Source organism: Pseudomonas graminis (genome assembly GCF_004364335.1).
Taxonomy (GTDB): Bacteria; Pseudomonadota; Gammaproteobacteria; order Pseudomonadales; family Pseudomonadaceae; genus Aquipseudomonas; species Aquipseudomonas graminis_D.
Map to the genome: position 1 here is coordinate 1 of NZ_SOCR01000013.1, position 24,427 is coordinate 24,427.

Annotated in this window: 21 protein-coding genes; 19 read left to right on the forward strand and 2 right to left on the reverse strand. The window is 60.6% G+C overall.

Annotated features, from left to right (window positions below):
• Window positions 1-473 precede the first annotated feature (473 nt).
• Window positions 474-764: a hypothetical protein gene (locus EC919_RS22145; protein ID WP_133776462.1), complete on the forward strand. Its 291-nt coding sequence runs from the start codon at window positions 474-476 to the stop codon at window positions 762-764.
• Here the strand turns inward: EC919_RS22145 and EC919_RS22150 are convergent.
• Window positions 761-1,333, reverse strand: a complete 573-nt coding sequence (locus EC919_RS22150) for a TetR/AcrR family transcriptional regulator (RefSeq protein ID WP_133776463.1) — start codon at window positions 1,331-1,333, stop codon at window positions 761-763. The genes EC919_RS22145 and EC919_RS22150 overlap by 4 nt on opposite strands.
• Window positions 1,334-1,426: 93 nt before the next feature.
• Between EC919_RS22150 and EC919_RS22155 the strand changes: the two genes are divergently transcribed.
• Both EC919_RS22155 and EC919_RS22160 read left to right on the forward strand, forming a co-directional pair.
• Complete coding sequence (locus EC919_RS22155) at window positions 1,427-2,167, forward strand: SDR family oxidoreductase (protein ID WP_133776464.1); 741 nt, start codon at window positions 1,427-1,429, stop codon at window positions 2,165-2,167.
• Window positions 2,168-2,230: 63 nt separating this feature from the next.
• Window positions 2,231-2,824 (forward strand): 2-hydroxychromene-2-carboxylate isomerase, encoded by a 594-nt coding sequence (locus EC919_RS22160; protein WP_133776465.1) that lies wholly within the window; start codon window positions 2,231-2,233, stop codon window positions 2,822-2,824.
• A gap of 44 nt (window positions 2,825-2,868) precedes the next feature.
• On the opposite strand, the gene EC919_RS22165 is transcribed toward EC919_RS22160, so the two are convergent.
• The gene (locus tag EC919_RS22165; protein ID WP_133776466.1) at window positions 2,869-4,677 is read right to left on the reverse strand and encodes an aminopeptidase P family protein; all 1,809 of its coding nucleotides are present in this window, start codon (window positions 4,675-4,677) and stop codon (window positions 2,869-2,871) included.
• Between the two features lie 910 nt (window positions 4,678-5,587).
• Here EC919_RS22165 and EC919_RS22170 point away from each other — a divergent pair.
• The 16 genes from EC919_RS22170 to EC919_RS22245 all read left to right on the forward strand — a co-directional run bounded on the left by EC919_RS22170 (window position 5,588) and on the right by EC919_RS22245 (window position 24,207).
• The gene (locus EC919_RS22170; protein WP_208295009.1) at window positions 5,588-6,373 is read left to right on the forward strand and encodes a hypothetical protein; all 786 of its coding nucleotides are present in this window, start codon (window positions 5,588-5,590) and stop codon (window positions 6,371-6,373) included.
• 102 nt (window positions 6,374-6,475) lie between these two features.
• Window positions 6,476-7,597, forward strand: a complete 1,122-nt coding sequence (locus EC919_RS22175) for a DegT/DnrJ/EryC1/StrS family aminotransferase (RefSeq protein ID WP_133776467.1) — start codon at window positions 6,476-6,478, stop codon at window positions 7,595-7,597.
• A gap of 42 nt (window positions 7,598-7,639) precedes the next feature.
• A complete protein-coding gene (locus EC919_RS22180; RefSeq protein WP_133776468.1) occupies window positions 7,640-9,154 on the forward strand; it encodes a lipopolysaccharide biosynthesis protein in 1,515 nt (504 codons plus the stop codon).
• 17 nt (window positions 9,155-9,171) lie between these two features.
• The gene (locus tag EC919_RS22185; protein WP_133776469.1) at window positions 9,172-10,101 is read left to right on the forward strand and encodes a glycosyltransferase family 2 protein; all 930 of its coding nucleotides are present in this window, start codon (window positions 9,172-9,174) and stop codon (window positions 10,099-10,101) included.
• Window positions 10,091-10,543: a low molecular weight protein-tyrosine-phosphatase gene (locus tag EC919_RS22190; protein WP_133776470.1), complete on the forward strand. Its 453-nt coding sequence runs from the start codon at window positions 10,091-10,093 to the stop codon at window positions 10,541-10,543. The genes EC919_RS22185 and EC919_RS22190 overlap by 11 nt, the downstream gene beginning before the upstream one ends.
• Window positions 10,544-12,760, forward strand: coding sequence for a polysaccharide biosynthesis tyrosine autokinase (locus EC919_RS22195; protein ID WP_133776471.1), 2,217 nt, complete (start codon window positions 10,544-10,546; stop codon window positions 12,758-12,760).
• Between the two features lie 27 nt (window positions 12,761-12,787).
• Window positions 12,788-13,588 carry a WbqC family protein gene (locus EC919_RS22200; protein ID WP_133776472.1) on the forward strand — a complete coding sequence of 267 codons (801 nt, stop codon included), beginning with the start codon at window positions 12,788-12,790 and terminating at the stop codon, window positions 13,586-13,588.
• Between the two features lie 5 nt (window positions 13,589-13,593).
• Window positions 13,594-14,118: a transcription/translation regulatory transformer protein RfaH gene (rfaH, locus tag EC919_RS22205; RefSeq protein WP_108121322.1), complete on the forward strand. Its 525-nt coding sequence runs from the start codon at window positions 13,594-13,596 to the stop codon at window positions 14,116-14,118.
• A 119-nt stretch (window positions 14,119-14,237) separates the two neighbouring features.
• On the forward strand, window positions 14,238-15,239 hold the full coding sequence (locus EC919_RS22210) for a glycosyltransferase (protein ID WP_133776473.1): 1,002 nt from the start codon (window positions 14,238-14,240) through the stop codon (window positions 15,237-15,239).
• Window positions 15,236-16,489, forward strand: a complete 1,254-nt coding sequence (locus EC919_RS22215; protein ID WP_133776474.1) for a glycosyltransferase family 4 protein — start codon at window positions 15,236-15,238, stop codon at window positions 16,487-16,489. The genes EC919_RS22210 and EC919_RS22215 overlap by 4 nt, the downstream gene beginning before the upstream one ends.
• A 100-nt stretch (window positions 16,490-16,589) precedes the next feature.
• The gene (locus tag EC919_RS22220) at window positions 16,590-17,912 is read left to right on the forward strand and encodes a hypothetical protein (protein ID WP_133776475.1); all 1,323 of its coding nucleotides are present in this window, start codon (window positions 16,590-16,592) and stop codon (window positions 17,910-17,912) included.
• 126 nt (window positions 17,913-18,038) lie between these two features.
• Window positions 18,039-19,157, forward strand: coding sequence for a glycosyltransferase family 4 protein (locus EC919_RS22225; protein WP_133776476.1), 1,119 nt, complete (start codon window positions 18,039-18,041; stop codon window positions 19,155-19,157).
• A 9-nt stretch (window positions 19,158-19,166) separates the two neighbouring features.
• Window positions 19,167-20,207: an acyltransferase family protein gene (locus tag EC919_RS22230; protein ID WP_133776477.1), complete on the forward strand. Its 1,041-nt coding sequence runs from the start codon at window positions 19,167-19,169 to the stop codon at window positions 20,205-20,207.
• A gap of 96 nt (window positions 20,208-20,303) precedes the next feature.
• A complete protein-coding gene (locus EC919_RS22235; RefSeq protein ID WP_133776478.1) occupies window positions 20,304-21,527 on the forward strand; it encodes a glycosyltransferase family 4 protein in 1,224 nt (407 codons plus the stop codon).
• Between the two features lie 13 nt (window positions 21,528-21,540).
• Window positions 21,541-22,953: an undecaprenyl-phosphate glucose phosphotransferase gene (locus EC919_RS22240; RefSeq protein WP_133776479.1), complete on the forward strand. Its 1,413-nt coding sequence runs from the start codon at window positions 21,541-21,543 to the stop codon at window positions 22,951-22,953.
• 171 nt (window positions 22,954-23,124) lie between these two features.
• Window positions 23,125-24,207 carry a polysaccharide biosynthesis/export family protein gene (locus tag EC919_RS22245; protein WP_133776480.1) on the forward strand — a complete coding sequence of 361 codons (1,083 nt, stop codon included), beginning with the start codon at window positions 23,125-23,127 and terminating at the stop codon, window positions 24,205-24,207.
• Window positions 24,208-24,427 lie beyond the last annotated feature (220 nt).

Here is a 24,427-nt window from a genome sequence, read left to right on the forward strand (position 1 = left end):
TTACAACCTGCTGTCAACTGCCTTTTTCACCGCTGTCGATTCAAGCATCTGAACCGAAGCATTCCTCGCTGCTACTTCGTCCAACTCTTTGATTACCAAGGAGTTTTCCGTTTCGTCTGCGCCGGAAGTGGGGCGAATTATAGACAGATACAGAGAGGCGTCAAGCACTTATTTCAACTTGGCTACCGATCACTGATATTTGGCGCCTTTGCTGCTTAACAGACCTCTGCCTGTAGGTTCTTATAAGGGACGCAAGCCCTTGTGAACCAGCCCCCCTATGGCTCGGAGCAACGATAAGCAGCGCAGCCATCGGCGTGATACACGATGTCACTGGCATTTGTCTCACTATTGAGCGATGTTTAGCCCGTGCGCCTAACATGGTGCCCTCGCTCCACACGGACGCGATCGTCGATGGCAGCATGTGAATTCTGGATAGTCACTGACCGCAGCGTGCCGGTCAGGTAAGGATATGAATGAAGTACTTTTTGATGGCACTGGCAGCATTGGCTGTCGCTGGCTGCGCGGCGACGTCTAAACCGGTCATGGGTAAACGCGGTATCCACATCAACTGCTCAGGCCTGTCGTCCTCTTGGGAACAGTGCTATGACATGGCGACCAACTCCTGCGTGTCGAAGCAGTATCGTGTGATCGCCAAATCCGGTGACGGCGCCGAAGACACGGGAGGCTACCCGCTCGGCCTCAATCCGGCCGGGTATACCAGCCGTAGCATGATCGTCGTATGCAAGAAGCCGACTAACCCCTAGTCGGCTACCGACAGCGCATCTACCTGCTGACACAGCAGGTCATGGCTGGCGTCCACCACACGTTGCTGCAGTTCGGGGCTCGCCATCATTCGCGCGACCGTCAGTGCGCCGACGCACTGAGCAATGGCTGCCCAAGCCAGATCTTCGTCCCCAAGCACTTCAGCCCACGCCTTATGTAATTCGCACAACCAGTGTTCGGCACGCAGGCGGGCAGGTCCTTCTGCGCGGGAAATCTCGGCGCCCAGTGCAGGAATGACACATCCACCAGACGGGTTTTGCACGTGCGACAGTGTCAGGTAATGCCGCAAGCACTGCTTGATTCTGTCCCTGGTCAGCTTCTCATCGCCACCGAGTAACGCCAGGCTGCGGGTCAACTCGCGCTCGACGATTGCCTGAAACAAATCATCCTTCGAAGAGAAGTGGCTATAGAAAGCCCCGCCGGTAAGGCCTACGGCTTTCATCAGACCGTCCACTCCCATTGGCGCGAAGCCCTTCTCCTTCGCCAGAGAGGCACTGCTGTCGAGCATGGCGCGCCGAGTTTGCTCTTTATGGTCGGCCGAATAGCGCATTGTTTCTCCTGTTACCTGAGTGAGTACCTTGACGCCCTCCCGACCCTAGCATAACGTCCGTTAAGTGAACGATCGTTTAATAAAGGAATCGCGATGACCGTTACCTCGAATAACAAGAAAGTCGTTCTGGTTGTAGGGGCAGGCGACGCAACAGGAGGCGCGATTGCCAGACGCTTCGCCCGGGAGGGTTACGTGGCGTGCGTCACTCGCAGGAGCGCCGACAAGCTTCAGCCTCTCGTGGACTCGATTCGGCAGAGTGGCGGCGAAGCCTACGGATTCGCCTCCGACGCGCGCAAGGAAGACGACGTGGTTGCGCTGATTGAGCAGATCGAGAATGAGATCGGCCCTATTGAGGCGTTCGTTTTCAATATCGGCGCCAACGTGCCGTGCAGCATTCTTGAAGAAACGGCGCGCAAGTATTTCAAGATCTGGGAGATGGCGTGCTTCTCAGGGTTTCTGAATGCCCGGGAGGTTGCGCTGCGAATGGCCAAACGCAAACGCGGCACCCTTCTGTTCACCGGGGCGACTGCAGGCCTGCGCGGCGCTGCCCATTTTGCGGCCTTCGCCGGTGCCAAGCACGGGCTACGGGCACTGGCGCAAAGCATGGCTCGCGAACTGGGTCCGATGAACATCCATGTGGCTCATGTGGTGGTAGACGGCGCAATCGACACTGACTTCATCCGCACTCAATTTCCCGAACGCTACGCGCTGAAGGATGAGGACGGCATCCTCGACCCTGAACACATCGCAGAGAATTACTGGTACCTGCACAGCCAGCCTCGGGACGCATGGACGTTCGAGCTGGACCTGCGTCCCTGGAACGAACGCTGGTAGACTCGGGCGTCTGCGAATCACTTGGGGCGCGCCCTTACCTATATAAGAAGAAGGAATGCAACGATGAGCCGGAGCGTGGAGTTTTACTTCGATGTGGGCAGCCCGACCAGTTACCTGGCCTACACCCAATTGCGAAAGATCTGTGATGAGATGTCAGCGACGTTGATCTACCGCCCCATCTTGCTGGGCGCGGTGTTCAAAGCGACTGGCAATGCCTCGCCCAACGACGTGCCTGCCAAAGCGCGTTACTCCATCAAGGATCTGGCACGGTTCGCCAAGCGCTATCAGGTCCCCCTCACCCTCAACCCCCATTTCCCGATCAACACGTTGAGCCTGATGCGCGCCTTGACTGCGGCGCAGATTCTCCAGCCACAACGGTTCATTGAGTTGCTGGAAATCACGTTCGGCGCGATGTGGGTAGACGCGCTGGACCTGAACGATCCTGAGGTGTTGCCAGCTGCGCTTATGAAGGCTGGATTTGATCCGGCAGAAATCCTTGGCTGGGTCAGCAACCCCAGCGTCAAGGACCAGCTGAAAATCAATACCGAAGAAGCCGTTGCACGAGGCGTGTTTGGCGCCCCGAGCATGTTTGTCGACGACGAACTCTATTTCGGCCAGGACCGACTCGATTTCGTCAGGGAAGCGCTAACCGAATAACCCGTCAGTAACGCCACCGCCAAAGAGGACGGTGGCGTTCAGGGTCAAACCGCCGCTGTCCGACCTTCCAACCAGGCCAACGCGGCGCCCTTCACTAATGGACTGAGGCGCTGCCTGACCTGGGCGTGGTATTCATTCAGCCATTCACGCTCCTCTTGCGTCAGCAGGCCGATTTCAAGGCAGCGCGTGTCTATCGGACACAGGGTAAGCGTCTCGAACTTGAGAAACTCACCGAACTCGGTCTTGCCTGCCTCCTGATTGATCACCAGGTTTTCAATGCGCACACCCCACTGCCCCGGCCGATAGGTGCCGGGCTCGATGGAGGTGATCATGCCCGGCTGCATAGCAGTCTGCGGCGTGGCGGCAGCCTGGTAGGCAATCACCTGCGGACCTTCGTGGACGTTAAGGAAGTAGCCGACGCCGTGACCGGTGCCGTGACCGTAGTTGACGCCCTCGGCCCAGATCGGTGCGCGAGCAATCGAGTCAAGCAATGGCGAAAGAATGCCCCGGGGAAAGTGCGCCCGGGACAGCGCGATCACGCCCTTCAGCACGCGCGTGCAGTCGCGCTTCTGCTCAGCCGTCGGCGTGCCGACGGGCACCATGCGGGTGATATCCGTCGTACCGCCCAGGTATTGACCGCCGGAGTCGATCAGCAGCAGGCCATCACCTTCGATTTGCGCGTGCTCTTCTTCAGTGGCGCGGTAGTGGGGCATGGCCCCGTTGCCGTTGAAGCCGGCGATAGTGGCGAAACTCTGGGACACGTAGCCCGGCCGGCGGGCCCGCGCTGCACTGAGTTTTTCGTCGATGGTCAGTTCGCTGACAGGCTCTTTGCCCAACGCCGAATCCAGCCAGGCGAAGAACTCGCACAGCGCCGCGCCATCCTGCTCCATCGCCTGGCGGATATGCCGGGTGTCAGCGGCGCTTTTCTGAGATTTGAACAGCGTGGTGGGATTGAGGCCTTCGACCAGCGTGACTTCACTGTCGAGATAATCCAGCAGGCCGCAGGTGACCCGCGCCGGATCGACCAGCAGTCGCGCATCCTTGGGCACGTTGCGCAGCGCGGTGCCGATGCGCGTGTACTCATGCAGGGTGATGCCGTCTTGCTCCAGGGTGCTGCGCAGCGCGGCATCGACCTTCTCTGACGCGACGAACAGGTTGATGCTGTTTGGACCGATCAGGGCGAAGGATATGAACACCGGGTTGTAGGAGACATCCGCGCCGCGCAGGTTAAACAGCCAGGCGATGTCGTCCAGCGTGGCGAGGAAGTGCCACTCCGCGCCGCGCTCGGCCATCACCGTGCGCAGTCGATTGAGCTTGTCAGGGCGGGTTTCAGTGGCGTGTGGCGCCCCGTGCTCATAGATAGCCTGGGCCGGCAACGCCGGACGGTCATTCCACAGCTCCGTCAATGGATCGAGGTCGGTACGAAGCCGCGCGCCTTTTTCGTACAGATTGGCAGCCAGCGTACGCGACGACGCCACGGCCAATACCGCGCCATCCACTGCAACGACGGAATCTGTCCTGGCTTGGTCGGCGAGCCATTCAAGTGGGCCGGTCTGGCCCGGCTGCAACTTGACCAACTCAATGCCGCTGCCTGCCAGTTCCTTGCTCGCCTGCTCCCAATAACGGCTGTCGGCCCACAGACCGGCGAAGTCCCGGGTGATGATCAAGGTGCCGACGGAGCCGTGGAAGCCGGACAGCCACTGCCGCCCTTGCCAGTAACCCGGCAAATATTCAGAGAGATGAGGGTCGGCCGACGGCACCAGCCAGGCGTCGATGCCTTCACGGCTCATCAGGGCGCGCGCCTGCGCAAGACGTTGCATCACCACTCCGGTGGTTTTCGACTGCGTATTCATTGAATCTCCTGGTGACTCGAATTGTTTGCATCGCAGACCCGGATAATGGAGCAGCGATCGAGCCTGAGCAACCGCAGCACCGTCTCCACCCAAGGCGCGGCAAGGACGCGCCCGGGCAAATGCATTGCGCACCGATGGGATCTGCTGACTTATCACTTACTCACCCACGTTGATTTATATATAACCGAACACAGTTTCATCTATAAAACTGCAACACTGCCATGCTTGCTTAATTGACCCATTCAAACTCCGCTGATAATTACTGCTGCGTGTAATCACGCTTGAATGACGCATTCAATTATCGAGCGCCATAAAACCGTTCCTCCCTCCCAGCGCCCAAGTTCTGACGTTGGAAAAATGTCTTTCTCGTGATTTCTGGTCGTCAAAGAGGAGGTCGTGGCGGGCGCCTAAAAAGCGTCGCGCACCACAAGAGGGCGGCGATGTTTTATTGACTCTGTTTAAAATCAAGCACTTAGCATCCCTGATCATCCGCTTATCAAAAATTTAACAGAATGATGGCGAAATAATTTGACAGAAACTCCGGCTCCGCCGATATATAGGCATGTCCAATGTTTTCCCGTTTTTGCAGTGCGGCCCTAGAGCCGTGCGCCGAGAGCATTCCGACTTAATAAGCCTGCGACTGCCCAAAAAGTTGACGATTCAAACGGTGTGAAATCAGCGCCGGTGGGCAGTTTTTGGTTCAAAGAAAGCTTTTTCGAAAGACTGAACGTGCTCGGTCGGGCGGTAGCTTTGCCCAACGCTTTTGTCAGCCAGTGCTGAATGAAGCCGCCGTTTGAATGCACGCCTTAATTAGTACAACGGCAGGATCTGCAGATTCGGGCGGTAGCGTGCCTGAAGCGCAATTCACCCCCTGCCCTGCTCTCCTCACTCTCTCCGAGGGCCTGATGCAATGCCTTTATCTTTCGACATGGATGAGCAGCTGGTTCAGCGACTGGCTGACGAAATCGATACCAACGGTTTTGCAAAACTGAACGCGGCCGTGCCTGACGCAGATTTGCAGCAGTTGCAGGCGTGGACGGACCAGCAGGCGCAGAAACACCAGGGCGAATACTTCGCCTACCACGGCGAAGCGGCACTGAGCGAAAGCCTGCTGGCGAGCTACTGGTCTGACCCGCGTTTCAAAACGCTGCTGGGTCGCCTTTATAAGCACGCGGCCCGCCGTGACGCCGCCAGCGGCCGTATCTTTCCGGTGCTGCGCTGCGTGCAGGGCAATCAGGGCAAGCGCGAATCCAACAGCTTCCATTACGACGCCAGCCTGGTGACCGCGCTGATCCCGGTGTTCATCCCCAGCGAAGGCGAAGGACGCGGCGACCTGATGCTGTTTCCGAACATCCGCCGGGTGCGCTCATGGGTGTTGTTCAACGTGATCGAGAAAGCCCTGCTGCAAAACAAGGTTACCCGCGGCTGGATCATCAAAGGCATGCAGCGCGATTGGCTCAAGCCCTATGTCCTGCGCCTGGAGCCGGGCAGCGTTTATTTCTTCTGGGGTTATCGCAGCCTGCACGCCAATCAAGCCTGCCGGCCGGACGTGAAGCGCGCCACCGCGCTCTTCCACTTCGGCGACCCCCATGCAGGCAGTCTCGCCACCCGGTTGATCCTGAAAATCAATCAGGGCCGCGCGCGGCGGATGAGCAGCAAGGCAGGCAACCCGCCGCCAGCATCCACCCCGAACTGATTTCGCTCGGACCTGGCGTTAAAAGCCCGGCGCCGGACAGGCGCCACCGCATCACTGCCCCGAAAGCCTTTTAAAAGCTTCGCATCTGAAATGGAGAATTCGATGATCAACGTCACCAAGACCTACCTGGGCGATATCGACAAGTTCAAAGGCTACGTCGAGGGCATTTATGCGCGGGGCTGGCTGACCAACCACGGGCCGCTGGTGTGCGAACTCGAACAGCGGTTGAAAGATTATCTGGGCGTCAAGCACGTCATCCTTACCAACAACGGCACCCTCGCCCTGCAAGTCGCCTACCGCGCGCTGGGTTTGAGCGGCAGCGCAGTGACCACGCCGTTCAGCTTCGTGGCCACCAGCAGTTCGTTGCAGTGGGAAGGCATTCGCCCGATCTTCGCCGACATCGACGCACAGACCTGGAACATCTCGCCGGACCACATCGAGAGCCGCATCGTCTCCGACACCACCGCCATCGTCGGCACCCATGTGTTCGGCAATCCTTGCGCCGTTGAGCGCATCGAAGAAATTGCTCGCCGGCGCAATCTGAAAGTCGTGTACGACGGCGCCCATGCCTTTGCCGTGCGTCACGCCGGCCAGTCGGTGCTCAACTGGGGCGACGTCAGCACCCTGAGCTTCCACGCCACCAAGCTGTTTCACACCATCGAAGGCGGCGCAATCATCACCAACGATGACGAAACGGCGCGCCGGGCTCACCTGCTGTGCAACTTCGGCATCGTCGACGTCGACAAAATCGACGGCATCGGCATCAACGCCAAGCTCAACGAATTCTCCGCCGCGATGGGCCTGTGCATTCTCGACGACATCGAGAACATTCTTCAGGAACGCGCTGAAATTGCTGACCGCTACACCACCCGCCTGGGCGACTACGTCGACCTGCAGCGGCCGGAAAACAACAGCGAGCTCAACCACAGCTACTACCCGATCGCCCTGCGCGACGAACCACAGCTGCTGCGTTTGCGTTCGGCGCTGAACACCAACGGCGTCAACCCGCGCCGCTATTTCTACCCGTCGCTGGACACCCTTGAATACCTGCAGCCGCAAGCCGCGCAGACCGCTTCGCGTTCATTGAGCGAGCGCGTGCTGTGTCTGCCGATTTACCCCGGCCTGCTGCGCGACGATCAGGAGCGCGTGATCAATACGGTGATCGCCGAAACCAGCGCCGCTCACTCGCCGTACCGTGTGCCGTCACTCGCTCAGGTCATGTAACGCCACCGCACCATTCACCGTGTTTCGCCGGAAGGACTTTCGATGTCAACCAAGCGCTCAGTCATACGCAACACTGCGTTGAGCTATACAGGCCAGGCCTACACGCTGCTCGTGGGGATCCTGATCATGCCGTTCTACCTCGGCCACATGGGCGCCGAGGCATACGGGCTGATCGGGTTCTTCTCGGTGCTGCAGGCCTGGCTGCAATTGCTGGACGCAGGGTTGTCACCGAGTCTGGTCAGGGCGGTGGCGCACCGCCAGGGCAGCGATGGACTGGATCGCTATACCGGTCGCCTGCTGCGTTCGTTCGAGATCATCTTCCTGCCACTGGCGGGTTTCTGTTGCGTGGCGATGTACGCCGGCAGCGAATGGATTGCCGTGCACTGGCTCAATGCCCAGCAATTGTCGACCGAGACGCTGGTGCAGTGCATCGGGCTGATGGGCATCGTCATCGCCCTGCGCTTGTTTTCCACGCTTTATAAAAGCGGGATTCAAGGCCTTGAACAGCATGCGTGGCTGAACATCGCCAACGTGATCATCGCCACGCTGCGCTACTTCGGCGGCCTGCTGCTGGTGAGCACGATTTCCAACGACCCGGTGCACTTCTTCGAGTTCCAGGCGCTGGTGGGCTTGATCGAAGCGTTGATCTTCGCGGCCCGTGCCTATCAGCAGATGCCGACGCCGTCGCCGCTGACCGGCTTCGACTGGGATCTGGTCAAGCCGATCATCCCCTTTGCGGCGAGCATGTCCGGCACCGCAGTGCTGTGGATCGTGCTGACCCAGATTGACAAGGTGCTGCTCTCCGAGCTGCTGCCGCTCAACGAGTATGGTTACTTCTCGCTGGTGGCGCTGATCACCACCGGGATCATGATGCTCTCCAACCCGCTGGCGCAGACGTTACTGCCGCGCCTCACCGTGTTGATGGCCGAAGGGCGCCGGGATGACATGCATCAGCTGTATCTGGCGGCCAACCGGTTTGTGTGCACATTCCTGTTTCCCCTCGCGGCATTGATCGCGCTGCATGCCGACGAAATGGTGTTTGCCTGGTCGGGTGATCGTCCTGCCGCCGACTGGAGCCGGACGATTCTGCCGTGGTACTCGCTGGGCAGCGCCATCATGGCGGTCAGCACGTTCCAGTTTTACCTGCAATACGCCTACGGACGGATGCACCTGCATGTCTGGTACAGCGTGGTTTCAACGCTGATCACGGTGCCGGTGATGTTTCTGGCGATTCGCGGTTATGGCGCTTACGGCGCGGCGATTGCCTGGTTTGTGTTGCGGGTGGTGTCCTTCGCCATCTGGCCGGTGATCGTCCACCAGCGCCTGGCCCCGGGCATTCACAGTCAATGGCTGCGCGACATCATCCGCATCAGCGTGATGACCGGCGTGGGCCTGGCGATCACCGAGCCGTTGCTGCGCCTGATCGCCAATGAAAACCGCATCAGCATCTTCCTGGGCCTGGCCGTCTGCGGCCTGCTCACGCTGCTGATTGTGGCCGCCAGCTACAAGCCGCTGGTGATGAAGATTTCCGTTCTGTTCAGCAAACCCAGCGTTTAACTCTGAGAACCCAAGCCATGGATGCTAATAGCAATAAGACGAGCACCTCGCCGTCCGCCGCACCCCTGGTCAGCATCGTCTGTCCAGCCTATAACCAGGAAGCCTACATCGCGCAGACGCTGGATGGCTTCCTGCTACAGCAAACCACCTTCACCTTTGAAATCCTGGTGAACGACGATGCTTCCACGGACGGCACCGCCCGCATCATTGCCGATTACGTCAAACGCTTCCCGGCGCTGATCCGCCCCTTCTATCACGAGACCAATCAGTACTCGCTGAACAACCCGCCGGTACCGCGCCTGTTCGGCGAAGCGCGGGGCCGCTACATCGCCTACTGCGAGGGCGATGATTACTGGACTGACCCGCGCAAGCTGCAGATTCAGGTGGATTTCCTCGAGAACAACCCGGATTACGTACTGACCTACCACGATGCGATCCCCTTCGACATCAGCGGCCAATACCCGATTCAGCTGCAAGGCAAGCTGCGCGGGGATGCCACGGCGCTGGAGCTGCAGAAGGCGCGGCCGGTGTCGACGCTGACCACGGTGTTCCGCAACGTGTTCGACTCGTTGCCGCCCGAGCTACGGGCCGCGCCGCTCAACGATCTGGTCTGGTGGTCGCTGCTCGGTGCCTACGGCAAGGGCAAGTTCATGGGCGAGGTCAAGCCGGCCATGTACCGCCTGCACCCGGGCGGCGTGTTTTCAATGCGCTCCAACAAACGCAAGCTGCACATGGCGCTGCAGACCTCGGGCGCCCTGGCCAACTACTACAACCGGCTCGGTAATCAGGAGCTCTATGAGCACTTCCTGATGGAGTTGGTCGAGTACTCGCTGTCGGCGATCACCCCGAAACGCAAGATGCAGACGCTCCTGGCGGTCGGGCAGAACTTCAGCAGCAACATCAGCAAGAGGCTGATGACGAGCCTCAGCAAAGGTCATGTTCAATAACGTTCTGGTGGTCTGCGTCGGCAATATCTGTCGCAGCCCCATGGCCGAAGCCATGTTCCGACAACGGGTGCCGAACGCGCGCATCCAGATCTCGTCGGCCGGTACCCACGCCATGCTCAGTTCCACCATCGACCCGCTGGCTCAGGCCGTGCTGCACGTCAACGGCGTCCCCGCCCACAAACATCGAAGCCGTCAGATCGATCGGCAGATGCTCCACGAAGCAGAGCTGATTCTGGTCATGGAGCATCGTCAGACCCAGAGCGTCCTCAAGCTGGCCCCCGAGGTACGCGGCAAGACGTTTCTGATTGGCAAATGGCAACAAGAGCTGGAAATCGCCGATCCCTACCGGTGCCCGAAACTAGCCTTTGAACAGACCTACGAGCTGCTTTCGCGTTGTGTCGACGACTGGCTTCCTTATCTTCAGTCAGGAGATCCAAGATAAATGACCGCTATGAACCGTACTTCTCTGGACGAGGTCCAGGACTCCCGGATCGATTTGGCGACTATCTTGCGCACACTTTTCGATCACAAAGGATTGATTGCGTCGATTGTCGGCATCTGCGTCCTGCTCGGCGCCACCTACGCCATTCTGGCCACGCCGATTTTCCAGGCCAACGCGATGATTCAGATCGAGCCGCGCAAAGTCGGCATCGAGGGCCGCACTGAAGTCTCCAACAAGCCGCTGTCGGTTTCCCAGGCGACCACCGAAATCGAGCTGATCAAATCCCGCGCAGTGCTGGGCAAGGTCGTTGATGACCTCAAGCTGTACATCGTGCAGAAGCCCAAATACATCCCGGGGCTGGGCAGCTACATGGCGCGTCGGTTCAAGCCGGAGCATGAGGGCGCGCTGGCCGATCCGATGTTCGGCCTGAACAGCTACGCTTGGGGCGGCGAGAAAATCGACATCTTCCAGCTGGAAGTACCGGATGCGCTGCTGGGTGAAAGGATGACCATGGTGGCGGGCAAGCCTGGCACCTTCACCCTGTATGACGACGACCGCAACAAGCTGCTCAGCGGCCCGGTCGGTCAGACCGTCGAAGGCAGCGGCATCAAGATCCAGGTGGCTGTGCTCAATGCCCGTCCGGGCACCGAGTTCGCCGTGGCGCGTCAACGCACCCTGACCACCGCGCTGGATTATCAGGACCGCCTGAAAATCATGGAAGCGGGCAAGGACTCCGGGATCGTTTACCTGTCGATTCAGGACCCGGACCCGGCACTGGCCAAGCGCATCCTCAACGAAGTCAGCCGCCTGTATGTGCGTCAGAACGTCGAGCGCAGTTCCGCCGAAGCCGCCCAGCGTCTGGAGTTCCTGCGTTCGCAATTGCCTGCCGTGCGCAAGCAGCTGGAGCAGTCGGAAATCGCGCTGAACAACTTCCAGATGGGCGCCAAGTCGGTTGACCTGAGCGTTGAAACCAAGTCGGTTCTGGATCAGGTGGTCAAGCTGGAAGGCTCGCTGTCGGACCTGAAAATGAAGCGCGTCGACGTCGAGCGTCTGTACACGCCGGAGCATCCGACCTACCGCGCCCTGATGACGCAGATTGGCCAGGTTGAATCCCAGAAAGCCGCGCTGTTGAAGAAGATCGAAGCCCTGCCGGCCACGCAACAAGAGCTGCTGCGTCTGAACCGTGACATGCAGGTCACCTCGCAGACCTACACCCTGTTGCTGGACAAGAGCCAGGAGCAGGACATTCTTCGCGCCGGCAGCATCGGCAACGTCCGCATCATCGACAACGCCGACGCCAACGTCGAAGAGCCGGTCAAGCCGATGCGCAAAATCATCGTCCTGGTCGCCGCCCTGATCGGTCTGCTGCTGGCCGTTGCCACCGTGTTTGTGCGCCAGGCGTTCTATCGCGGCGTGGACAACCCGGAAGTCATCGAAAACCTCGGCATGCCGGTGTACGCGTCGCTGCCGTATTCGCGACTGCAGGAACGCATGGAAAAGGCCGCCCAGAGCCGTTCGGCGAGCAAGGAGCCGCGCCTGCTCAGCGTCAGCGCGCCGACGGAGCTGGCGATCGAAGCGTTGCGCAGCCTGCGCACCAGCCTGCACTTCGCCATGCTCGAAGCCCGCAACAACGTGCTGATGATTTCCAGCCCGACGCCGGGCGTGGGCAAGTCGTTCGTCTCCAGCAACCTGGCGGTAATCATTGCGCAGACCGGCAAACGCGTGTTGCTGATCGACGCCGACATGCGCAAAGGCTACCTGCACAAGATGTTCAACCTGACGCCCAAGCACGGTTTGTCGGACACCCTCGCCGCGCGTCTGGGCAGCAAGGAAGTCATCAACCACACCGAAGTGCGCAACCTGGACTTCATCTCCTGCGGTTACGCGGCGCCGAACCCGTCCGAGCTGTTGATGCACGACAACTTCAACAAAATGATCAGCGAGCTGTCGCCGCTGTATGACCTGGTGATCATCGACACCCCGCCGATCCTGGCCGTGACCGATGCCACCCTGGTCGGCCGCCAGTCGGGCACCTGCCTGCTGGTGACCCGCTTCGGCCTGAGCACTGCCAAGGAAATCGAAGCGTGCAAGCGCCGCCTGATGCACAACGGCATTCTGATCAAGGGTGCGATCTTCAACGGTGTCCTGCGCAAGGCGTCGACCGCCGACTACGACTGCGCCGCGTACGGTTACGACTACACCACGGTCCGCAAGTAAATCGACACGCACGCCAAGGAGATACACATGGCCAGGACCCTTGCAGTGATGCAGCCCTATCTGTTTCCGTACCTGGGTTACTTTCAGCTCATTGCCGCCGCAGACGTCTTCGTCCTGGGAGACGATCTGCAGTATGTGCGGTCCGGCTGGGTCAATCGCAACCGCATCCTGCATAACGGCGAAGCGAAGCTGATCACCTTCCCGTTGAAGAAAGACCGCTTTCAGTTGCAGATCAATCAGCGCCAACTGTGCGAGCACTTCAGCGATGAGGCGCTGCGGCTGATCGATCTGCTCGCCGAGAGTTACCGGGGGGCGCCGTACTTTGCGCAGGTCATGCCGCTGCTGGAGCGGCTGATCCGTTTCCCGCAGCAGAACATCGCGCTGTATGCCGAACACGCAATCCGTGAAATGTGTGCTTATCTACACATCGTGACGCCGATCCTGCGCAGCTCGGACCTTATACTGGGTAGCGCTGCGGACAAGCAGGAGCGCATCATTCGCATCGCTCACACGTTTGAAGCCACCACGTTCATTACCCCGGAAGGCGGATCGGTCATCTATGACCGTGACCACTTCGCCCGCAACGGCTTGCTGGTGCGGTTCTTCCGGATGAACCCGGTGGTGTATCGGCAGTTCCGGCAACCTTTCGTCGCCAACCTGTCGATCATCGATGTGCTGATGTTCAACTGCGTCGAGCAGGTGCAGCAGATGTTGACCGAATACGGGCTGGACAAGAGTCCACCCTGCGCGAGGCCGGGCATGATGCACGGGCTGGCGCAAAAACCTGACGTTGTCCTGACCGGGTCTCACCGGATCGCAGTGGAGTGAAGTGTATGTCTGAAGTCGTCAATAGCGCCTGTGGCTCCGCGCGCTGGTATCTCATCCAGACCAAACCCCGCCAGGAAGCACGTGCCGCAGAGCACCTGCAACGTCAGCAGTTCGAGTGCTACCGCCCGGTCAAGCACGGCGAGAAAAAACGCGGCTCACGGGCACCGGCCGAAGAAGAGCTGTTCCCCGGCTACCTGTTCATCCACATGGACCAGGCCAGCGACAACTGGTACCCGATCCGCTCGACCCGGGGCGTGGCGCGCATCGTCACCTTCGGCGGCATGCCGGTTCCGGTGCAGGATGCGTTGATCGAGCAGATACGCCAGCGTCTTCTGGCGCCGCCGGCCAGGGTGGCCTTTCAAGAAGGTGAAACGGTGCGGATCACGGCCGAGGGCTTCAACGACGTCGAAGCGATCTTCCTCGCGGCCGACGGTGATGAACGTGCGGTGATTCTGCTCAACCTGCTGCAGCGCGAGCAGAAGGTCACCCTGCCGGTCAGCAGTCTGTCGCGGATGCAAGCGCAGGCCTGATCCCCAGGCCTGAACGAAGTCCCACCGCCTTAACGTCGTCCATCCCTTTCCACACATCCTGATTCCCACGGGGCTGATGCTTTTTCAGCCTCTTGACCCCCCTTCGCCCGGAACTCGCCATGACCCAGAAAACCACGCTGGTGACGCTCACCTATGGTGACCGTTTCAACTACCTGCACACGCTGGTCAGTCGCTCGCTGGAAAGCCCGCTGATCGATCGCGTCATCATCGTCAGCAACGCGTCCACCGCGCCGCTGGACACCCTGCGCCGCACCTGGCCGAATCAGGTCAGCGTGATCTACATGCATGAGAACACCGGTTCCGCGCGGGGCTACTCGGTGGGGATTCAAGCCGCACTGGACGCCGGTGCCGAGCACATCTGGCTGATGGACGACGACAACGCGCCGACCATCAACGCCATTGCCACACTGCATCAGGTGCTCGAAGAACGTAAACGCATCGATGGCGAAGACAAGGCCGCCGTGTTGGGCTTTCGTCCGACCCATCAGGCGGACATCGCCGCCGGCGTGCCGAACCGCTTCGCCATTCAGCGCCGCTCGAGTTTCTTCGGTTTTCACATCGCGCAACTGCCGTACAAGATCTGGCGCCGACTGCCGTGGGGCGCGCCGCAAAGCCCGCACAGCAAACTGCCGATGGTGCAGTTGCCGTTCGCCACCTACGGCGGCCTGCTCGCCCACCGCAATCTGTATCGCCGCATCGGCCTGCCGCTGGACGCGTTGATGCTTTACGCCGACGACAGCGAATACACCTGGCGCATCACGGCGGGCGGCGGCCGGATCTTCCTGGTGCCGGATGCCTTGCTCGACGACCTGGAAAGCTCGTGGAACATCAAGGCGCGCACCAACAACATTTACGAGAGCTTCCTGCTGGGCGGCTCGGACTTGCGGGCCTACTACGGCGCGCGCAACCAAGCCTGGTTCGACAAAAACATCTGGGCCAATTCGTCGCTGCTGTACGGCCTCAACCGCTGGGTGTTCTTCCGCCTGCTGCGGCTGATCGCCAAGCGACGCGGTGCCGAGGAGCGCCTTGGCCTGATCGAACAAGCCATCCGTGACGGTGAGTCCGGGGTACTGGGTCTGAATCAGTCGTATCCATTATGAAAATACTGTTCATCAGCAGCCTGTATGCCCCTCACATTGGAGGCGGCGCGGAAATCATTCTTCAGCGTACCGTCGAAGGCCTGCAGCAACGCGGCTGTGAAGTCAGCGTGCTGGTGACCGGTCCCGACGCGGGCTTGAGCGTTGAAGCGGTGAACGGCGTCAAGGTCTACCGCGCCGGCCTGCGTAACTTCTACTGGCATTTCGGTGCGCAACGGCCTGGCCGTCTGGCGCGCCTGGGCTGGCACCTGCGCGACCGCTACAACGGCGCGATGCGCAGCTACGTGAAACAGGTCATCGGCAGCGAGCAGCCGCAACTGGTGGTCTGCCACAACCTGGCCGGCTGGTCGGTGTCCGTCTGGGACGAGATCACCGCCGCAAAACTGCCGATCGTGCAGGTGCTGCATGACATGTATCTGATGTGCCCGAGCAGCAACATGTTCAAACGCGGCGAGTGCTGCCAGCAGCAATGCGGCAGTTGCCAGACCTTTCGCAAGGGCCACGACGCGCGCTCGGCGCAGGTCGCCGCAGTGGTCGGGGTCAGCCGCTTCATGCTTGAGAAGCTGCAGGTGCGCGGTTATTTCAGCGCCGCCAGCCCTTACGTCGTGCACAACGCCAGCCCGTTCACGCCGCCGACCGCCTCGCCCCATCAGCGGCGGCAAGCGGACCTGGTGGCGAAGAAAGCACCGCTGCGCTTCGGCTACATGGGCACACTGTCTCATCAGAAAGGCGTGGCCTGGCTGATCGAGCAATTCCAGCGACTGCCCTTCGACGCCACCCTGCAGATCGCCGGCCGCGGCCAGAATGATGACGAGGCCACGTTCAAGGCGCTGGCGACGTCGTCGAAGATCAGTTTTGTCGGGTACCAGACGCCTGAAGCGTTCTACCGCCAGATCGACGTTGCCGTGGTGCCTTCGCTGTGGAACGAGCCGTTCGGCATGGTCGCCGTTGAAGCCTGCGCCCACTCCGTGCCGGTGATCGCGAGCCGCATGGGCGGTTTGCCGGAGATCATTCAGGACCCGCTCAACGGTTTGTTGTGCGACCCGCAGGATCCTGACTCACTGGGCCAGGCGATGTTGCGCTTGCACCAGAACCCGGAATTGCTGGCGCGTCTGAGCGGTCAGGCGCGGGTCAGCGTGGCGTCGTTACTGAACCTGGAGTTGATGCTCGACAGTTACCAAAGCATTTTTGCCCAGACGCTGCTGGACGACGTTGCCCAGCGCAACCGGCACACACTGCCCCACCCGGTTTGACCACAGCGGCATGCCCGTACGCGATGCCGACCTTACCGCTGACGGCCCGAGACCTACCTGAGCAAGCGCTCCGGACCGTGCCTCTTCATTGAGACAAGCCATGCTCATCCCTTACCTGACCCGGCTACGACGACCCTCGGCGGTCCTGTTGCTGGGCTTGTTGATCAGTTGCATCACGCGGGCTGACGAAGCATTCATCATCGGTGTCGACACGCACTTGATGAACAAACCCGGCACCTCCACCCGCGCGTTGCAGCTGTTGAAAGCGGCGGGTGTCGACTCGGTGCGCGACGATGCCTACTGGTCCAGCGCCGAGCCCCGACGAGGGTTGTTGAAGATCGAGCCTTCATGGCAGTCGTTCCTGGGCTCCGCCCAGGAACAGCGTCTGCGGCCGCTCCTGGTGCTGGGCTACGGCAACCCGTTTTACGAGAACTACGCCAAACCGCGGAAACCCTCGGTGCGCGACGCTTACGGCAACTACGCCAGTTTCGTCACCCGCCAGCTCACCGACAGCGTGGACTTCTACGAGATCTGGAACGAGTGGGACAAGGAAAACCCGGTCGATCCGGGGTTCGCCAGGGACTACAGCCTGCTTATCGAACAAACCGCCCAGCGCATTCGCGCCAATCAGCGGCCCATGGTGATTCTGGCCGGTGCCGTGACCAGTCAGGGCATGGACCTGGGGTTTGCCGATCGGCTGGTGGAATCGGGCGTGCTCAACCATGTCGACGGGCTGTCGCTTCATCCCTATGTGTATTGCCGTTCGGATGAGCGCAACACCCCGGAAAACTGGATTGCCTGGCTGCGACGAATCAGCGAGGACCTGAAGGAAAAGAACCGCAACAAAGGCCCGGTGCCGCTGTACCTCACCGAAATGGGCTGGCCCAGCAACGAAGGGCGTTGCGGCGGTGATGAGAAAACCCAGGCGGCGTTCCTGGCGCGCAGTTTCTTTCTGGCGCAGACCATGCCCAACATCAAAGGCATGTGGTGGAACGGCCTGCTCAACGACGGGCCCGACCTCACTGACCCGGAGCAGAACTTTGGCCTGCTCGATCAGGACCTGAGCGTCAAGCAGGCCTACCTGACACTGAAGGCCATCAGCCCGACGCTGCATCAATTCCGTTACGACGCTGAAAAGAGTCGCGAAATCGACTCGCAATACCTGCTGCGGTTCGCCAAGGGTTCGGAGCAGATCATGGTCGCCTGGACCGCCGGGCTGCCGCGAGCGATCAAGGTCGACGCCAGCAGCGTGCTGCGCGGCAACGTGCAATACATCGACACCCGCCAGCCGCAAAGCGGGCTGGTGGACAGCGGTATCCCGTGGAACTGCAACGACGGGCGTTGTTCGGCGCAAGTGCCGATCGATGACTTCCCGAAAATAATAAGCCTGGGCACACGCCCGGCACTGTTTGCCTTGCCCTGAGTTCCGCCTTTTTTATTCCGGCCCGCCTTCCGGGCGCCCCTTCATCCAGGGCGCTGACGGCTCTTGACTGAGCGCGCTGACGGCTTCTGCGCACGACCCCTTTATCTCTTCTACAGGTCGACCACAATGATTGTGATCAATGCTCGTTTTCTGACTCAGGAATTGCGTGGCGTTCAGCGCTTCGCCGAACAGATCTGCCTGGCCCTCAAGCAACTGCGCGACGACGTGGTGTTTGTTGCCCCCCACGGCATTCAGATGCACGAGAGCGCCAAGGCCCTCGATGTGCAATGCATCGGCAGCCACAGCGGCCACCTGTGGGAACAACTGGACCTGCCACGGTACCTGCGCCGTCAGGGCAACCCGCTGCTGATTTCCCTGTGCAGCACCGCGCCGCTGCTGTACGGCAATCAGATCGCGACCCACCACGACGTCACCTATGTGCGTCACCCGGAAAGCTACACGCGCACGTTCCGTCTGCTCTACCGGACCATGACGCCGATCATGCTGTCGCGGATCAAGTCGCTGCTGACCGTGAGCGCCTTCTCCAAGGGTGAGATCTCGCAGTTCTACAAATTCCCGGAGAAGAAAATCTTCGTGGTGCCCAATGCGGTGAGCGGTGCGTTTCAGCCGGGCCCGCCGCTCAAAGAGCAACAGGACTACCTGCTGGCGGTGTCTTCGCCCAGCGCCCACAAGAATTTCAGCCGGATGATTCAGGCGTTCCTGCTGCTGCGCGGCCACGATGATCTGCAACTGCGCATCGTTGGTGGCGCCAGCGGGATCTTCAGCGACGACAACTTGCAGCGCCTGGCCAGCCGTGACCCGCGGATCCGTTTTCTCGGGCGCCTGAGCGATGAAGAACTGATCAGCCAGTACCAGGGCGCAACGGCCTTTGTGTTTCCGTCGCTGTACGAAGGCTTCGGCATTCCGCCCCTGGAAGCCCAGGCGTGCGGTTGCCCGGTGCTGGCGGCGAATGCGGCGTCGATTCCTGAAGTGCTGCAGGCCAGCGCGCTGTATTTCGACCCGCTGGACATTGACCACATGGCCGCCGCCATGGAACGCATTCTGACGGACATGCCGCTGCGCCTGTCCCTGCGCCGACGCGGGCTGAACAACGTCACGCGGTTTTCCTGGGAAGAGTCGGCACGACAGGTTTCCCAACGCATCGACGCGCTGCTGAGTCCGGCCAGAGACCGGCGCAGCAGCCAGGGCAGCGATGCCCTGGGTCGCGAATCGTCCAGCAACTGAGGCACTGCCATGAAACGCCTTGCCTATCTCGACGCATTGCGCGGCATTGCCGCCTTGATGGTGGTCTTCACCCATTTGTACGCACCGGTCATCGGTCACGTCTGGGTGCTGGATTACCTGATCGACCCCGGCAAGCTGGGGGTGCTGTGGTTTTTCATGATCAGCGGCGTCGTGATTCCCTACAGCCTGAAACCGGTGCCTGACGGCGCCCGACGTTTCCTGATTTCACGCTTCATGCGCTTGTACCCGGCCTACTGGCTGTCATTGGTGCTGTTTGTGCTGATGCTTGAATTGACCGGAGCGCCGCTGCCGTCCTGGCCGCAGATCGTTGCCAACCTGACGATGGTGCAGGCGGCACTGGGCTTCGAGGACGTGGTCGGCCTGTACTGGACGCTGTTCATCGAGCTGGTGTTCTACGGCCTGTGCCTGGCGTTGTTCATCGCCGGCAAGCTCTACGACCTGGCCTTTCGGGCGCGCTGTTCCCTGGTGTTTCTGCTCGCCGCGCTGACGATGGGCATTGCCCGCGCGCTGACCGAACACAAACTGCCGGTGGCGCTGCCCCTGGCGTTGTCGCTGATGTTCTTCGGCTCGGTCTGGCGCCAGTGGTTGCTGGCCGAGCACAGCGCGGCGCTGACGCGGAACCTGAAGATGCTGTTCGTGGCCTTCGCCGTGCTGTTGCCGCCGACGCTGATCATGGCCTACAGCAAGGACATGGGCACCGGCGAAACCTGGGGCCGTTACTGCTTCACTTACGCCGTGGCCATCGTCAGCTTCGTGCTGCTGACCCGCAGTGTGCGTCTGAACCACCCGGCGCTGGTCTGGCTGGGCGCAGTGAGTTACTCGCTGTACCTGCTGCACCCGTCGATGGGCATGCTCAGCGAGTTTCTGCTGCGCGGCACCGACGCACCGGGCCTGCTGGTGGCGCTGGTCGCGACGGTGCTGACCCTGGGCGCTGCCCATCTGTGCTTTCGCTACATCGAACACCCTTTCATCCAGCTCGGAAAACGCCTCAATAACCGCAACGCCAAGACGCAGCCTGTGAGCGTCTGATTTAGCGCCTGCGAACATGGAAAGGTTGTGGGACTGCCCTCGCGAGCTTTGCTCGACGTGCCGGGCGTCCTGCGGCCGTTAATGCAGAGAATTCCAATGAAAATTGCAATCGTCCACGACTGGTTGGTGACGTACGCCGGTGCCGAAAGGGTTTTGGCATCGCTGATCAAAATCTGGCCCGAGGCGGATCTGTTCTCCGTCATCGATTTCCTCAGCGACCAGGACCGTGCCCAATTGGGCGGCAAAGTCGCGACAACTACGTTCATCCAGCGCCTGCCGAAGGCCAAAACCAAATACCAGCGCTACCTGCCGCTGATGCCGATGGCCATCGAACAACTGGATCTGTCCGGTTACGACCTGATCATCAGCAGCAGCCACGCCGTGGCCAAGGGCGTGCTGTGCGGGCCGGACCAGCTGCACGTCAGCTACGTACACTCGCCGATCCGTTACGCCTGGGACCTGCAGCATCAGTACCTCAAAGAGGCGAACCTGAGCACCGGCCTGAAAGGCAAAGTGGCGCGGATGATCCTGCATTACATGCGCATGTGGGATCAGCGCACGGCGGCAGGCGTCGATGACTTCATCGCCAACTCGCACTTCATCGGCGCGCGCATCACCAAGGCTTACCGTCGCGAATCCACGGTGATCTACCCGCCGGTGGACACCCGGGGTTTCGCGCTGCAGGAACAGAAGCAGGACTACTACTTCACCGCTTCGCGCATGGTCCCGTACAAGCGCATGCCGATGATCATCGAAGCTTTCGCGGCGATGCCGAACAAGCGCCTGGTGGTGATTGGCGACGGTCCGGAAATGGAAAAGGCCAAGGCCGCTGCGGTCAACGCGCCGAATGTCACGCTACTGGGTTATCAGCCGTTCGCGGTGCTGCAGGAACACATGAGCAACGCCAAGGCATTCGTGTTTGCCGCCGAAGAGGATTTCGGCATCAGCCCGGTGGAAGCCCAGGCCTGCGGCACGCCGGTCATCGCGTTCGCCAAGGGCGGCGTGGTGGAAACGGTCTGCGGCCTGGATCATCCGCAGCCCACCGGCGTGCTCTACCCGGAGCAGAGCGTGGCGTCGCTGATGGCCGCCATCGAGACGTTTGAGATCAACGGTGCACGCATCACCGCGCAAGCCTGCCGGACCAATGCCGAGCGCTTCAGCGAAGCCCGCTTCGAACTGGAAATGCGCCAGTTCGTCGAGACCCGCCTGAACGCTGCCCGTCAAAGCCGCCAGCCTGCGCACCCCCGGCCGATCCAGGTCGCGCCGACGCTGGTCAGCAGCGACCTCTCCGCCCGCGTTGTTCCGATCAAATCCGTCTGAGCGAGCCAAGAATATGCGCACACCATTAAGGGGCATCCTGCATGCCCATTCATCGTCGCTGTCCGTCGCTCACCGGCTGCTGGATCTGGCGGTCATCGCGATCGGCGGTTACGGCGTCAACCTGCTCACCGGCACGCCGATGAGCAGCGAAGCCTGGATGCAGATTCTGCTGGCGGCGGTGGCTTTTCACTGGCTGGCCGAATACCACCAGCTGTATGGCTCGTGGCGTGGCGAGCGGATTGTGCGCGAGCTGCTGAAGGTCGCCAATTACTGGGGCCTGGCCTTCGTACTGCTGCTGTTCGTTGATTACCTGCTGTTGCAGCCCGATGATCTGGCGGACGACAGCCAGATGGCCTGGTTTGCTGCCGTGCTGGTGGCGCTGTGTGGTTATCGTCTGGCGATTCGCAGCGTGCTGCACACCTTGCGCGCCCAGGGCTTTAACACCCGGCGCGTGGCGATTGTCGGTACCGGCCATTGCGGCGAACGCCTGGCGATGTCGATCGAACGCGCGCCGTGGATGGGCCTGAACCTGCTCGGCTTCTATGACGAAGCGCCGCAGCAGATCGATCTGGCACGCATCGGCCGACGCATTCCGGTGCTGGGCGATCTGGATGAACTGATCCGGGACGCCCGCGACGGCAAGATCGACAAGGTGTACATCACCCTCGAACTCGGTGCACAAGAACGCTTGCAGGCACTGATCAAAGGCTTGAGCGACACCACCGCGTCGGTCTACGTGATCCCGGATGTGTTCATGTTCGAGCTGCTGCACGCCCGCAGCGAAAGCATTAACGGCCTGCCGAGCATCAGCATTTTCGACTCGCCCATGGACGGCGCCTGGAGCGTGGTCAAGCGTCTGGAAGACATCGTGCTGTCGAGCATCATCCTGACCATGATCGCGCTGCCGCTGATGCTGATCGCCCTGGCGATCAAGCTCACCTCCCCCGGCCCGGTGCTGTTCCGTCAACGCCGTTATGGCCTGGACGGGCGGCCGATCATGGTCTGGAAATTCCGCAGCATGAGCGTGCAGGAAAACGGCAACGTGGTGACCCAGGCCACGCGCAACGACAGCCGCATCACGCCGCTGGGCGCGTTCCTGCGCCGTACTTCGCTGGACGAGCTGCCGCAGTTCTTCAATGTGCTGCGCGGCGAAATGTCCATTGTCGGTCCGCGCCCCCACGCCGTGGCGCACAACGAGCAGTACCGCAAACAGGTGTCGGGCTACATGCTGCGGCACAAGGTCAAGCCGGGCATCACCGGCTGGGCACAGATCAACGGCTGGCGCGGCGAGACCGACACGCTGGACAAGATGCAGAAACGCGTTGAATTCGACCTGCAGTACATCGAGCACTGGTCGGTCTGGCTGGACCTGAAAATCATCCTGCTGACGCTCTTCAAAGGCTTCGTCAACAAGAACGCCTTCTAAAAGAAAATCTGCCAACAACAACAATAATAATGGCCAAGGGCTAGTAAACTTGGCGGGAGGTGCACGGGTGCATGAACGAATGTGATCCGATGTTCGGTGTAAGTAAGGGATGCAAAGAAATCACTGCGGTGCCAGTACGCACCTATTAGTAGGATGAGAAGGAACATTCATATGAAAGTAACGTTAGCGGTCGTGCTGCTTTCCAGTCTGGTGTTGCAAGGCTGCGCATTCGCCCCCGGTCAGTACATGTCTTACAGCGATGTCACCGACAAAGACCCCGACGGTCCCCAGGTCACGCTGATCAACATCACCCCCGCCACCCTTGCCCAGCAGCAGAAAACAGCGGACGCAGCGGCAAAACCGCTGCCCCCGGAACTGCTGAACTACAAGACGCCTGAATACATCGTCGGCCCGGGCGACGCCTTGCTGGTGACCGTGTTCGAACACCCTGAACTGACCGCGCCCGGCTCCCAGGAACAACTGGACGCCAACAGCCGCGAAGTGCTGAACGACGGCACCGTGTTCTTCCCGTACGTGGGCCGTATTCAGGCCGCCGGCAAGACCGTTTCGCAGATCCGCGACCAGCTGCGCATGGGTCTGGCGCCGCAATACACCGAAGTGAAAGTCGACGTCAAAGTGCTGCGTTACAACAGCCAGCGCGTTCTGCTCTCGGGTGCGTTCAAATCGGCTGGCCCGCAACCGATCACCAATATTCCGCTGAGCCTGGTTCAAGCCATCAGCCAGGCCGGTCTTGATTCGACCGACGCCAACCTCGCCGGCCTGACCCTGCGTCGCGACGGCAAGGATTACGTGATCGACGTTGACTCGCTGAACCGCAAGGACTCGCAGATCAGCAAGATCTTCCTGAAAGACGGCGACTACTTGCACCTCAACAGCAACTCGAAAAACAAGATCTACGTGCTGGGCGAAGTTCAGCGCCCGCAAGTGATCTCGTTCAGCACCACCAGCGTGACCTTGCTGGAAGCGCTCGGCACCTCTGGCGGCCTGAGCCCTGACGCAGCCGATGGCGATGCGGTGTATGTGATTCGTGCGCAGGACGCCACCCACGGCGCGACGGTTTATCACCTGGCAGCGAAAAAGCCGACCAGTTATGCGCTGGCGAAAGGCTTCGAACTGGCGGCCCAGGACGTGGTGTTTGTCGGCCCGGCCAACATCACTCGGTGGAGCCGTTACGTGAGCCAGTTGCTGGGTTCGAACAACATCATCCAGACGGGCGCTATGTTCAGGAATTGATGGGGCAGGCAGCTTCAAGCGGCAAGTTTGAAGCTGCAAGCTGACAGCAGAGCAACAGGGAAATCCTCGCAGTGGTCCGACTGCGGGGATTTTTTTTGGGTTTGATTTGATGAGATCAAGTGTTGCCGGAGCAACAGTGAATCAACAGAGGGGTGGGTGTGAATCAACAGTCTGGGGGTATTGCAGCGTCTTGTTTGTTGGTGTGACGGGGCCGGCAGTC